We start from the raw sequence: 12,344 nt of genomic DNA, 5'->3' as shown, positions 1-12,344 counted from the left end.
AGTACGACGTGCTGCTGGTCTCCGACGAGGTGATCTGCGCGTTCGGCCGGATCGGGTCCATGTTTGCCTGTGACGACTTCGGCTACGTGCCCGACATGATCACCTGCGCCAAGGGGATGACGTCGGGTTACTCGCCGATCGGCGCGATGATCGCCAGCGAGCGGTTGTTCGAGCCGTTCAACGACGGCAGCACGATGTTCCCGCACGGCTATACATTTGGCGGCCACCCGGTGTCGGCCGCCGTCGGGCTGGCCAACCTCGACATCTTCGAGCGTGAGGGTCTCAACGACCACGTCAAAAGCCACGCCCCGGCGTTCCGCGCCACCCTGGAAAAGCTGTACGACTTGCCAATCGTCGGCGATGTGCGCGGCGAGGGGTACTTCTACGGCGTGGAACTGGTCAAGGACAAGGCGACCAAGCAAACCTTTATCGACACCGAGCGCCAGGCGTTGCTCGGCCATGTGTCATCGGCCCTCTTTGAAGCCGGGCTGTATTGCCGCACCGACGACCGCGGCGATTCCGTCATCCAGTTGGCGCCACCGCTGATCAGCGGCCAAGCCGAGTTCGACACCATCGAAACCATCCTGCGCAGCGTGCTGACAGATGTTGGGAGTCGCCTATGAGCACGCCGCGACGATGCAGTGGGGGCACCCCCAGCCGCGTAGCGGCGAGGGGGACGAAGCGATGAGGAGGAGCGGCGTCATGACGAAGCCGGGCATCGACCCGATCCGGTGGCAGCCACCGCCATCACGGCCATTGCCCGAACCGGACCTCACCGCGACGCTGCATGTAGTCGAGGTACCCGGAATCGCACCTGAGGACGTCGTCGCCGATGCCGACGGCAATATCTGGACCGGCGTCGACGACGGGCGCATCATCCGGATCACCCCCGACGGCAGCTCGAGCCGGGTGATCACCAACACCGGCGGTCGACCGCTGGGCTTGGCGGTCGCCCGCGACGGCCGCCTGCTGATCTGCGACAGCCACCGCGGCCTGCTGCGATACGACCCTGCCACCGACTCGCTGGAGACGTTGGTCGCCGAGGTGGCCGGGCGGGCGCTGACGTTCTGCTCCAATGTCGTCGAATCATCAGATGGCACAATCTTTTTCACCGAATCCACTAGCCGGTTTCACTACGAATACTACAAAGGCGCAGTTGTCGAGGGACGCGCCACCGGCTCGCTGTTCCGGCATGATCCCGACGGCGCGGTGAGCTTCCTGGCGTCGGGTCTACAGTTCGCCAACGGCGTGACGCTGACCGCCGACGAGTCGGCCGTGGTGTTCGCCGAGACGACCGGCTGCCGGGTGTCCAAATATTGGCTCACCGGAAGCCGGGCCGGCTCGATCACTCCGTTGGTCACCGATCTGCCCGGATACCCCGACAACATCGCCACCGGCCGCGACGGCAGGATCTGGGTCGCCATGGTCTCCGAGCGCAACCGGCTCAGCGAATGGCTGGGCCCGCGCGCGCCGGCTATCCGCTCGCTGTTGTGGCGGCTTCCGTACCGCTGGCTGCCAAACCCGAAGCCTCTCGCGTGGGTGATCGCATTCGATCCCGACGACGGCCACGTCGTAACCCAGCTTCGCACCCAGCATCCGGACTTCGGCCTGGCCACCGGAGTGGTGGAAACGCCCGGACGGCTGTGGCTGGGCCGCATCGGCGGCGCCGGCGTCTGTTACCTGGATTTGTAACTTCTGCAACACCAGCCACAGCGCGGCTCTTGGAAATCGGGCCGCCGATCGCCTACTCTGCACAGACGATGCCTCATCTGCGGCCTTCCTTACGCTATGCGTCATGCCTGGTGACGGCGGCTTTCATGGTCTCGGCGCCGGCGGCCCTCGGCATGCCGATCGCGGGCGCCGAGCCCAATGCTGGAGCCGGTCCTGGGCACGACGCTTGTCCGTACAAGGTGTCCACCCCGCCGGCGGTGGACTCGTCGGAGGTCCCGCAGGCCGGCGATCCTCCCCTTCCGTTGCCGGTGCCCGCCTCGCCGATCGGCGGTAACGCGCTGGGCGGCTGCGGTGTGGTCACCGCAGCCGACACCCCGCCGGTACCCGGCGACATCTCCGCCGAGGCCTGGGTGGTGGCCGACCTGGACAGCGGCGCGATCATCGCGGCCCGCGACCCGCACGGCCGCCACCGCCCGGCCAGCGTCATCAAGGTGCTCGTCGCGATGGCATCGCTGCGCGAGCTCAACCTCAACAAGACCGTCGACGGCACGCCTGAGGATGCCGGCGCGGAGGGCACCCGGGTCGGCGTTGCCCCGGGTGGCACCTACACCGTCAACCAGTTGCTACACGGGCTGCTGATGCACTCCGGCAACGACGCGGCGCACGCGCTGGCGACGCAACTGGGCGGCATGCAAGGCGCGTTGGAAAAGATCAACACGCTGGCCGGCAAGCTCGGCGGCCGCGACACCCGCGCCGCGACGCCGTCGGGGTTGGACGGACCCGGCATGAGCACATCGGCGTACGACATCGGGCTGTTCTACCGATATGCCTGGCAGAATCCAACTTTCGCTGACATCGTCAATACCCGGACGTTCGATTTCCCCGGACACACCGACCATCCCGGCTATCAGCTGGAAAACGACAACCAGCTGCTCTACCACTATCCGGGCGCGCTGGGCGGCAAGACCGGCTACACCGACGACGCGGGCCAGACGTTCGTGGGCGCGGCTAACCGCGACGGGCGCCGGCTGATGGCAGTGCTGTTGCACGGCACCCGTCAGCCGATTGCGCCGTGGGAGCAGGCCGCTCATCTGCTGGATTACGGCTTCGCGACCGCGCCGGGCACCCGGGTGGGAACACTGATCGAACCCGACCCGTCGTTGGCAACCGCCAAATCCGCCACCGGCGGTGACGCCGCTCCGGGTGCCGCGACGAACGCCGCCGCGATCGTGCCGGCCGCCGACGCGCTGCCGGTACGAGTCGGCGTGGCGGTGATCGGTACCGTCATCGTGCTCGGGTTGATCATCGCTGCTCGCTCGATGAATTGCCGGCCGCAGAACTAAGCTCGCCGCCTGAGCAGGTGTGCGGTGGTTATGCCGTGGTGGTGGTCGGGAGAAGTTCGGCGATAAGTGCGCGGACGCGTTCGGCGATGTCATCACGGATGGTGCGAACGGTGTCGAGCGGTTTGCCTGCCGGGTCGTCAAGTTTCCAATCGCGGTAGGACACTCCGGGATAGTAGGGGCAGGTGTCGCCGCAGCCCATGGTGATCACGACGTCGCTGGCTTCCACCGCGTCGGGGGTCACGACTTTGGGGACCTCTGCGGTGATATTGATACCGAGTTCGGCCATCGCCGTGACGGCGGTCGGGTTGATCTGGTCGGCGGGTTCGGTTCCCCCCGAGCGGACTTCGATTCGGTCACCGGCAAGGTGGGTTAGCAGCGCGGCGGCCATTTGGGAGCGGCCGGCGTTATGCACGCAGACGAACAGGACGCGCGGTGTGCCGCTCATCGGTGAACGCTCGCAACGGAATTGACGACCGTTGGTCCGGGGAATAGGCGCGGTCGCAGGGCGAGGGAGATGTAGACCAGTGCGACGAGCACAGGCACTTCGATGAGTGGCCCAACGACGCCGGCCAGGGCCTGGCCGGAGGCGGCGCCGTAAGTAGCGATCGCCACGGCGATGGCCAGTTCGAAGTTGTTGCCAGCAGCAGTGAACGCCAGGGTCGTGGTGCGTTCATATCCCAAGCCGAGTGCGGCACCCAGCACGTATCCGCCGATCCACATAACGGCGAAGTAGGCCAAAAGTGGTAGTGCAATGCGGGCGACATCCCATGGCTGAGTTGTGATCTGGTGGCCTTGGAGAGCGAACAGGATCACGATAGTGAACAGCAGCCCATACAGTGCCCAGGGCCCAATTGCGGGCAGGTAGCGAGTCTCATACCAGCTGCGGCCCTTGGCTTTTTCGCCCCACCGGCGGGACAGGTATCCAGCGAGTAGGGGAATGCCTAGGAAGATCAGCACGGATTTGGCGATCTGCCAAGGCGAGGTGGAGATGGTTGTTTGCGGTAGGTGCAGCCAGCCGGGAAGCACCGAGAGGTAGAACCAGCCCAGCGCGGCGAACATGAGGACTTGGAAGATCGAGTTCAACGCGACCAGGACGGCGGCGGCTTCGCGGTCCCCGCCGGCCAGGTCGTTCCAAATGATGACCATGGCTATGCAGCGGGCCAGGCCAACGATGATCAGCCCGGTGCGGTATTCCGGCAGATCGGCCAGCATCAGCCAGGCCAGTGTGAACATCACCGCCGGGCCGAGCACCCAGTTCAGCAGCAACGAACTGACCAGGAGTCGGCGGTCTCCGGTGACGGTGTCGAGCCGGTCGTAGCGGACCTTGGCCAGTACTGGATACATCATGATTAGCAGTCCCAGTGCGATGGGCAGCGAGATCCCGTCGATCTGCACTCTCTGCAGGGCAGCGTTGAAGCCGGGCACCCAGCGTCCCAGCAGCAGCCCGGCGGCCATGGCGATCGCGATCCAAACCGGTAACAGCCGATCCAGTGCGGGAAGCCGTGTCACCGTGGCGGTTTCGGCGGCGGCCTCTGTCATTGATTGGTTTCCGTTCACTGAAGCGCAGTCGGCTATGAGCAACACGGCGTTGCCGCCGCGGCATCGGCCGTGCTACTGCCGCTGGCACCCGGCCCGCAATCGTTGGTCTCAGGCTGGCCGGGGCCGGGGCCAAAGGTGTCGGAGTGGGCGAGCACGGTATAGACCTCCCAGCGCTCGCCGCTGGGGCCGGTGACCCAAACCTTGTCCTGCGTCGCAAAGCAGCAGGTGGTGCCGACTTCCTCTTCCGTGAACATCCCAGCGTCGGTCAGGCGAGCGATCTCGGCATGCACGACCTCGCTGGATTCGACCTCGACCCCGAGATGATTCAGCGTCCCACCCTGGCCAGGGTTCTCCAGCAACACCAGCTTCAGCGGTGGATCAGCAATAGCAAAGTTCGCGTAGCCAGGCTTGCGTTTGGCTGGTTCGGCGTGAAACAGCTTGGAGTAGAACATGATTGCCTGATCGAGATTCTCAACGTTGAGCGCCAGCTGAACCCGCGACATAGCAGCGAACCTCCCGCTTGTGAGACATATATCGAACTACTACCGAGGCCAAGCATGCCGACCTTTTCGATATATGTCAATGCGTGTGGCAGGATGGTGTGATGCCCAAAGCGTTGCCGGTAATCGATACGACCGCGCCGGTGTGTTGCGCCCCGGTGGCCGCCGGACCGATGAGTGACGCCGATGCGTTGCAGATTGCGTTGCGTTTGAAGGCCCTGGCCGATCCGGTGCGGGTCAAGATCGTGTCCCATCTGTTCAGTTGCTCCGCCGGTGAGGAGATTTCCGGAGAGCTAGCGGCGATTCTCGACTTGAGTGAGTCCACGGTCAGTCATCATCTGACCCAGCTGCGTAAGGCAGGCCTGGTGGTATCAGATCGCCGCGGGATGAATGTATTTCACCGGGTGCGCTCGGATGCGTTACAAGCGCTTTGCACGGCGCTGGACCCCAGCTGCTGCACGTAGTTACGAGCGTCGATTACGGTGCGAGACAGCGTTGCGAAAGGCAGGTGTGTGACCACGTGACGGAGCAGCGACCGTCGACCGCCGTAGGCCGACGTCAACTCCTCGGGATCTCGATATCGGCTGCCGGTGTGGTTGCCGTCTCGGCATGCGGCAGCCCGCAGCCCAAAACGGGCCAGTCCGGCGCACCCGCCGAAGAGGAAGTATCGGTCACCCCACCCGAAGACCTAATGCGTGAACATGGAGTGCTCAAGCGCGTATTGCTGATCTATCGAGAAGGAATCCGCCGCCTGCAGGGCGGCGATGAAACTCCCGTTCAAGCGCTCAACGCGAGCGCGGGGATTATTCGAAGTTTCATCGAGGACTACCACGAGCATCTCGAAGAACAGTATGTCTTTCCAAGACTGGAGCAGGCCAACAAATTGACCGACACCACCGCCGTGTTGCGCACACAACACCAGCGTGGACGCTCCCTGACCGATCGGGTGCTCGCCGCCACTACGGCAGCAGCGGCTACCGGTAAGCCCGCGCGCGAGGCCCTGATTCAGGACATGGCGGCGTTCATCCGGATGTACGAGCCGCATGAGGCACGCGAAGACACCGTCGTTTTCACGGCGCTGCGCGACGTTGTGCCCGCGACGCAGTTTCGCGACCTTGCCGACACCTTCGAAGACGAAGAGCATCGGCGCTTCGGCCAGCGAGGCTTCGAAGGGGTAGTCGACAACGTCGCCGATATCGAAAAGAGCCTCGGCATCTACGACTTGAGCCAGTTCACCCCAAGCTAGTGCGCAGGGTCGATAATGTCGTTATGTCCCGGCGGCGCGGATGGCTAATCGGTGTCTCCGCAGCAAGTCTGGGCGTCTACGGCTACGACCTGTCCAACATCGCGGGTGCGCTGCTGTTCATCACCGACGAGTTCGGTCTGACGACACGGCAACAGGAGCTGGTAACGACCGCAGGGTTGCCCAGCACAGCAACGGATGTGCCGACATGCCGCTGATCTCCGCTGGCACTGTCGTACTGGAACACGGCCTCTGCCGCCCGGGTTGGGTGGAAACCTCGGGCGGGCGAATCGTGGGCTGCGAGTCGGGTCGGCCGCCGCGGCCGGCCGATGTAGATATGCCCGATGCGCTGGTGGTCCCCGGGTTCGTCGACATCCATGCGCACGGCGGCGGTGGCGCGTCATACACCGACGGCGATGAAGCAGATATCCTGCGCGCAGCCATGTTTCACCGCAGACACGGCACCACCACCACGCTGGCCAGCATGGTCACAGCGTCGCCCGCCGACCTGCTCACGGCGATACGGACGCTCGCCGATTCGACCCGCGCGGGCGTCGTCGCCGGCATCCATTTGGAGGGACCATGGTTGAGCGCTGCGCGCTGCGGGGCGCACGATCCTCAGCAACTGCGCGACCCGGAACGCGCTGAGATCGACACCCTGTTGACCGTGGGAGGCAGCGCGATCCGGATGGTCACCCTGGCGCCGGAACGCACCGGAAGCGACGATGCGATTTCCCGCTTCGTCGATGCCGGAGTGGTTGTCGCCGTTGGGCATACGGATGCCACTTACGAGCAGACCCGCCATGCCGTCGAGCTCGGCGCGACGGTCGGCACCCACCTATTCAACGCGATGCGCCCTGTGCATCACCGCGAGCCGGGCCCGGCGCTCGCGTTGTTGGAGGATGCCCGGGTGATCGTCGAGTTGATTGCCGACGGTGTGCACGTCCACCCCGCAATGCAACGAGCGGTGATCGAGGCGGCGGGAGCCGACCGGGTGGCGTTGGTCACCGACGCCACCGCGGCCGCGGGATTGGGCGACGGCGAATTTCAGCTCGGGACGGTGCAGATCGATGTCGTCGAGCAGGTCGCACGCGTGCGTGGAACTTCGACGATCGCCGGAAGCACCGCGACGACGGATCAGCTCTTCCGCGCCGCGGCCGGTCTCGGCTCAGACCGCGACGCGGCGCTGGCCGCTGCAGTGCGGATGGCCTCGACGACGCCGGCCCGGGCGCTCGGCCTCGACAATGTCGGCAGCTTGCGCACCGGCACCGACGCCAATCTTGTTGTGCTGGACCGGGATCTACGGGTTACCGGCGTGATGTCCGATGGCGAATGGCTGGTAGGCGGTTAGCTCTTATGCGCTCGGCGTCCAGGCCGAGATTCGGGGAATCCAGGCCGGCACGTTTTGCCGGTAGTTGACGTAGTCGCTGCCATAGCGCTGAACGAGGTGAGGTTCTTCCCAGAACCGGATGAAAGTCGCAAGGCAGACGAAGAAGATCGCAAACCACAGCAGCAGCCAACCCGACGCCGCAACAGCCGCCTCGCCGAGCAGGATGGCGAGCACGCCGCTGATCATCGGGTTGCGCACATGCCGGTACGGGCCCTGGACGACGAGGTGGACCGGTTCGCCGAGCACCTTGCCCACGCCAAGCGTTCCCTTGCCCTCTCGGTCGAAGAGCAGCACGGTCCAGACCAGCAGGCTCAGCCCGGCGGCGATCAGCAGGCTGCCGACCGTCACCAGTCCGGCATTGCGCGGTGAGTCCAGATCCGGCATGTGCAGGTTAGACCAGCCCACGATCGACGCCGGTACCAGCAGCGTCATGGTGACCGGGGCGATCAGAACCGAGATCAGATGCCGCCACCACAGCCGTCGTTCACGCGTCTCCGCAACCATCTCGAGCTCCTTCCTCTCCGATACTTCAACCCTCGTTAAAGAACGACGATACGCCGCCCGGCGCCTTAACGTCAACGTACGTTGAAGTATGCTGCTGTGCATGTCAGAGGCCCGGCGTCCCGGTCGGTGGCGGACCGGCCAGCAGAGCCGGCAGCGGATCATCGACGTCGCCCGCGAACGTTTCATGCGCGACGGGTACGAACGCGCCACCGTCCGCGCGATTGCCGCGGACGCCAGTGTGGATGTCGCGATGGTCTATTACTTTTTCGGCAGCAAGGAAGGCTTGTTCAGCGCATCGACGCTGACCGGTCCCGAGCACCCGTTGCACCAGTTGGCCACCCTGCTCGACGAGGGTCCCGACCAGGTCGGCGAGCGCCTGGTGCGCCGCTTCCTCGAGCACTGGGACGAAGACGGCGTCTTCGAGCCGTTCCTGACGCTGTGGCGGTCGGCGGCTATCCAGCCCCAGGCCCGAAAGGTGTTGCACGACACCATGGCCGGACCAGTTGCCCAGCGGATCGCTACGGAGTTCGGGGTCACCGATGCCGAATTACGTGTCGAACTGGTGGCCAGCCACTTAGCCGGGTTGGCGTTTGCGCGTTACCAGCTCAAGCTCGAGCCGATCGCGTCCACCGCTGTCGAGGACTTGGTCGGTTGGATCGGGCCGACGGTGCAGCGCTACCTGACCGGCGACTAGACGACGTCGCCCTCCGCCTTCTCCTCGGCCCGGCCGAACAGGAACGGATACGCGATGCCGGCGATCGCCCCGCCGATCAACGGCGCGAGCCAGAACACCCACAGCTGCGCGGGAGCTCCGTCGCCGTTGAAAAATGCGACGGCGGTAGAACGGGCCGGGTTGATCGACGCGTTAGAGATCGGGATCGCCACCAGGTTGGTCAGCGCCAATGCGAACCCGATGGACACGCCGGCGAAGCCCTTCGGCGACCGGTCATCGGTCGAGCCGAGGATCACGAACAGGAACATTGCGGTCAAGACAACCTCGGCGAGAATCACCGCGCCGAGTGAGTAATACCCGGGTGAGTGTTCGCCATAGCCGTTGGCCGCCATGTTCCCGGTGGCGCTGAATCCGGCCTTGCCGGTGGCGATGTAGTAGATCACCACTCCCGCCAGCAAGCCGCCGATCACCTGGACAATCCAGTACGCGGGCAGGACTTTCCACTCCACGCGGCGGGCCAATGCTGCACCGAGCGTGACAGCGGGGTTGAAATGTCCGCCGGAAATGGCTCCGAACGCGTATACGCCGGTCAGCACGGTCAGACCGAAAGCGAGGGATACGCCCAGATAGCCAATACCCAGCGGATAGTGGCCGGAGTGGGCCTTCGCCGAGAAGATCGCGCTGCCGCAGCCGCCGAGCACCAGCCAGAAGGTGCCGATCGTCTCTGCTGCCAATCGGTTGAAGAGGTTTGGTGTCGACATCGCCTACCCGCCTTTGCGTAGAGCAACTATTCGTGCCCATGAGGGTGACACGCCCGAGCGCCGACGCACCCCGTCGTGCCCAAATCGTTTCGGTAAAGAGACGAGCGCGAACCCGAAACTATTCTCTATTGCGTCGGAGCAGTCGAGAAAGACCAAGTGCCCCAACGGCGCCCACTGCCGCAGCGGTCAACGCCTGTCGCGTTTTGAGACCATCGCTGCGCTGCACGCGGGTGGTGATGACCGCGGGCGCCGGCGGTTCCACCGACGCCACGGGCGAACTTTCCGTTGACGTCGCCGCCCACGCGGTGGCGAATAGCAGCAGTCGCGCGGTGATGTACGCGAACACCATTAAGCCGAGCACCGGCCCGAATGTCGCGCCCGCCGGGCTGCGCAAGACGGACTTCAGGTAGATCGAGCCGACCAACTTGAACAGTTCAAAGCCAACTGCCGCGATCAAAGCCGCCCGAATCGAGCTGGCGAAGTTGACCGGCTCCCTGGGCAATCGGGCGATCACCAAGCTGAATACCAACCACGACAACAGCACTGACACCAGTATCGACACACCGCGAAGGATCGCGTCGAGCACTGGCGCGTTGTGAATACCCAACCACCCCAACACCGTGCCCATCGGCGCCGCGTCGGCGAGTGCGCTCAGCGCCAGGGTGGCGAGGATCGCCACGAACGACGCCACGATCGCCGCCAAGTCGGAGAACTTGGTCCGGATGTATCCGCGCGAACCCTCGCCCTGTCTCCACATTTCGCTCAGCGCCACCCGAAGATTGGCCATCCAGTTCAGGCCAACCCATGCCGCGGCAGCCAAACCGATCACGCCGACCGACGCCCGCGAATTGATCGCCGAATTCATCAGGTCCAACAATTGATTCCCCAGCGCGCCGGGCACCGCGGACTTGACTTTGTTGTCGATACCGCTGAGCACATCGGGCCGACGAGACAGCATGAATCCGCCGACGCTGAAACTGACCATCAGCAACGGGAACAACGCGAAGATCGTGTAGTAGGTCAGCCCAGCCGCGAAGAAGTTGCCCTTCGATTCTTCGAATCGGTCATTGGCCCGCACCGCGTGGTCGAACCAACCGAACCGCGCCCGCAGCCGATCCAGGATTCCTGGTTTGGCCGGCTCACTCATGACAACCCGCTAGGGACGTTTCGGCAGGAACCCGAGTCGGTCGTAGACCCGGTCGACCGTTTTTGCGGCTACGTCCTCGGCCCGCACCGCGCCCGCAGCCAGGATGGCCTCCAATTCAGCTGGATCCGAGAGTAATTCGTCGACCCGGGCTTTGATCGGGGTTACGAATTCGACGACCGCCTCAGCGGTGTCCTTCTTCAGGTCGCCGTAGCCGCGCCCGTCGTAACCCCGCACCAGCGCGTCGATTTCGACACCAGTAACCGCGGACTGAATGCTCAGCAAGTTCGACACACCGGGTTTGGTGTCCGGGTCGTATCGGATCTCGCGTTCGCTGTCTGTCACAGCGGAGCGAATCTTCTTGGCGGACAAGGCTGGAGCGTCGAGCAGACTGATCAGCCCGGCATCGGTGCCGGCCGACTTGCTCATCTTCGACGACGGGTCTTGCAGATCGTAGATCTTGGCGGTGACCTTGGGGATCAGTAACTCGGGCACCACGAACGTGTCCGGGAACCGGCTGTTGAACCGCTGTGCGACATCGCGGGCCAGCTCCAGATGCTGACGCTGGTCTTCGCCGACCGGCACCAGTTCGGCGTCGTACGCCAGCACGTCGGCGGCCTGCAGCACCGGGTAGGTGAACAAGCCAACCGTGGTCGCGTCGCTGCCCTGACGTAGCGACTTGTCCTTGAACTGCGTCATCCGCGAAGCCTGACCGAAACCGGTGAAACAGCCCAAGACCCATGCCAGCTGGGTGTGCGCGGGAACGTGGCTCTGCACGAAGATCGTGCTGCGGCCGGGGTCGATACCCAACGCCAGGTACTGCGCAGTGGTGACCAGAGTGCGGCGCCGCAACACTTCGGGGTCCTGCGGGACGGTGATGGCATGCAGGTCGACGACACAGAAGAACGCGTCGTAGTCGTCCTGTAACTGGGCCCACTGGGTGACGGCGCCCAGCGCATTTCCGAGGTGCATGGAGTCGGAGGTGGGCTGCACGCCGGAGAAGACCCGGCGGGATCCGGCGTTATTCATTGACGCCGCTCCTCTTCATCGCTTCGTCCCCCTCGCCGCTACGCGGCTGGGGGTGCCCCCACTGCATCGTCGCTGGCGTGGTGCTCATGGTGACTCGATCTTTTCACGTGGGCAGCGGCCCGCATGCCGCATGCTTGCGGTACCAGCGGTATCACCTTAATGTCGGCTTCATGCGTCTGCTCGGCTCCTCGACTCGCGCGCCTATCCATCTCGGGTCCGGCGAACCCGTCCTGTTGCTGCACCCCTTTTTGATTTCGCAGCTGGTGTGGCAGAAGGTGGCGCCGCAATTGGCCGACACCGGCCGCTACGAGGTGTTCGCCCCGACAATGGCCGGCCACAACGGTGGCCCGTCAGCCGGCACCTGGTTGCTGAGCTCGTCGGTGTTGGCCGATCATGTCGAGCGGCAACTCGACCAGCTGGGCTGGGATACCTGCCACATCGTCGGCAACTCCCTGGGCGGATGGGTCGCCTTCGAGCTGGAACGTCGCGGCCGGGCACGCACGGTCACCGGCATCGCGCCGGCCGGCGGGTGGACCCGCTGGGCCCC

The 12,344-nt window shown here is 64.7% G+C and carries 13 protein-coding genes and 2 pseudogenes; 9 read left to right on the top strand and 6 right to left on the bottom strand.

The features are described from left to right. From WAN71_RS19715 to WAN71_RS19705, 3 genes are all read left to right on the top strand, one after another. Positions 1 to 623, top strand: a 623-nt coding sequence (locus WAN71_RS19715; RefSeq protein WP_422226941.1) for an aminotransferase class III-fold pyridoxal phosphate-dependent enzyme, incomplete at its 5' end; no start/stop codon positions are given. 79 nt (positions 624 to 702) lie between these two features. Next, entirely contained in the window at positions 703 to 1,692 is a 990-nt protein-coding gene (locus tag WAN71_RS19710) for an SMP-30/gluconolactonase/LRE family protein (RefSeq protein WP_422226940.1), read from the top strand. Positions 1,693 to 1,760: 68 nt separating this feature from the next. After that, positions 1,761 to 3,014 (top strand): D-alanyl-D-alanine carboxypeptidase family protein, encoded by a 1,254-nt coding sequence (locus WAN71_RS19705; protein ID WP_422226939.1) that lies wholly within the window; start codon positions 1,761 to 1,763, stop codon positions 3,012 to 3,014. Positions 3,015 to 3,042: 28 nt separating this feature from the next. Here WAN71_RS19705 and arsB read toward each other — a convergent pair. Beyond that, a pseudogene (arsB, locus tag WAN71_RS19700) lies at positions 3,043 to 4,553 on the bottom strand (ACR3 family arsenite efflux transporter). A 32-nt stretch (positions 4,554 to 4,585) separates the two neighbouring features. After that, positions 4,586 to 5,056 carry an ArsI/CadI family heavy metal resistance metalloenzyme gene (locus WAN71_RS19695; protein WP_422226938.1) on the bottom strand — a complete coding sequence of 157 codons (471 nt, stop codon included), beginning with the start codon at positions 5,054 to 5,056 and terminating at the stop codon, positions 4,586 to 4,588. Between the two features lie 101 nt (positions 5,057 to 5,157). On the opposite strand from WAN71_RS19695, the gene WAN71_RS19690 reads away from it, so the two are divergent. The 4 genes and pseudogenes from WAN71_RS19690 (at position 5,158) to nagA (ending at position 7,647) form a co-directional block, all read left to right on the top strand. Further along, complete coding sequence (locus WAN71_RS19690) at positions 5,158 to 5,517, top strand: Rv2640c family ArsR-like transcriptional regulator (protein WP_422226937.1); 360 nt, start codon at positions 5,158 to 5,160, stop codon at positions 5,515 to 5,517. Between the two features lie 44 nt (positions 5,518 to 5,561). Continuing rightward, on the top strand, positions 5,562 to 6,299 hold the full coding sequence (locus WAN71_RS19685; protein WP_422226936.1) for a hemerythrin domain-containing protein: 738 nt from the start codon (positions 5,562 to 5,564) through the stop codon (positions 6,297 to 6,299). A 23-nt stretch (positions 6,300 to 6,322) separates the two neighbouring features. Next, positions 6,323 to 6,469: pseudogene (locus WAN71_RS19680) on the top strand (MFS transporter); the annotation flags it as partial. A 35-nt stretch (positions 6,470 to 6,504) separates the two neighbouring features. Beyond that, positions 6,505 to 7,647: an N-acetylglucosamine-6-phosphate deacetylase gene (nagA, locus tag WAN71_RS19675; RefSeq protein WP_422226935.1), complete on the top strand. Its 1,143-nt coding sequence runs from the start codon at positions 6,505 to 6,507 to the stop codon at positions 7,645 to 7,647. Between the two features lie 3 nt (positions 7,648 to 7,650). Here nagA and WAN71_RS19670 read toward each other — a convergent pair whose 3' ends face one another. Further along, a complete protein-coding gene (locus WAN71_RS19670) occupies positions 7,651 to 8,190 on the bottom strand; it encodes a methyltransferase family protein (protein WP_422226934.1) in 540 nt (179 codons plus the stop codon). A 100-nt stretch (positions 8,191 to 8,290) separates the two neighbouring features. Between WAN71_RS19670 and WAN71_RS19665 the strand changes: the two genes are divergently transcribed. Next, the gene (locus WAN71_RS19665) at positions 8,291 to 8,884 is read left to right on the top strand and encodes a TetR family transcriptional regulator (protein WP_422226933.1); all 594 of its coding nucleotides are present in this window, start codon (positions 8,291 to 8,293) and stop codon (positions 8,882 to 8,884) included. On the opposite strand, the gene aqpZ is transcribed toward WAN71_RS19665, so the two are convergent. The 3 genes from aqpZ to trpS all read right to left on the bottom strand — a co-directional run bounded on the left by aqpZ (position 8,881) and on the right by trpS (position 11,797). Next, positions 8,881 to 9,624 (bottom strand): aquaporin Z, encoded by a 744-nt coding sequence (gene aqpZ / locus WAN71_RS19660; protein WP_422226932.1) that lies wholly within the window; start codon positions 9,622 to 9,624, stop codon positions 8,881 to 8,883. The genes WAN71_RS19665 and aqpZ overlap by 4 nt on opposite strands. A 118-nt stretch (positions 9,625 to 9,742) precedes the next feature. Further along, positions 9,743 to 10,771: an inner membrane protein YhjD gene (gene yhjD, locus WAN71_RS19655; RefSeq protein WP_422226931.1), complete on the bottom strand. Its 1,029-nt coding sequence runs from the start codon at positions 10,769 to 10,771 to the stop codon at positions 9,743 to 9,745. Between the two features lie 9 nt (positions 10,772 to 10,780). Further along, on the bottom strand, positions 10,781 to 11,797 hold the full coding sequence (trpS, locus tag WAN71_RS19650; RefSeq protein ID WP_422226930.1) for a tryptophan--tRNA ligase: 1,017 nt from the start codon (positions 11,795 to 11,797) through the stop codon (positions 10,781 to 10,783). A gap of 170 nt (positions 11,798 to 11,967) precedes the next feature. On the opposite strand from trpS, the gene WAN71_RS19645 reads away from it, so the two are divergent. Beyond that, on the top strand, positions 11,968 to 12,344 hold a 377-nt coding region (locus WAN71_RS19645), incomplete at its 3' end, for an alpha/beta fold hydrolase (RefSeq protein ID WP_422226929.1).

It is taken from the genome of Mycobacterium sp., assembly GCF_049280035.1.
Lineage (GTDB): Bacteria > Actinomycetota > Actinomycetes > Mycobacteriales > Mycobacteriaceae > Mycobacterium.
This window is presented reverse-complemented; position numbering and strand designations above follow the sequence as displayed.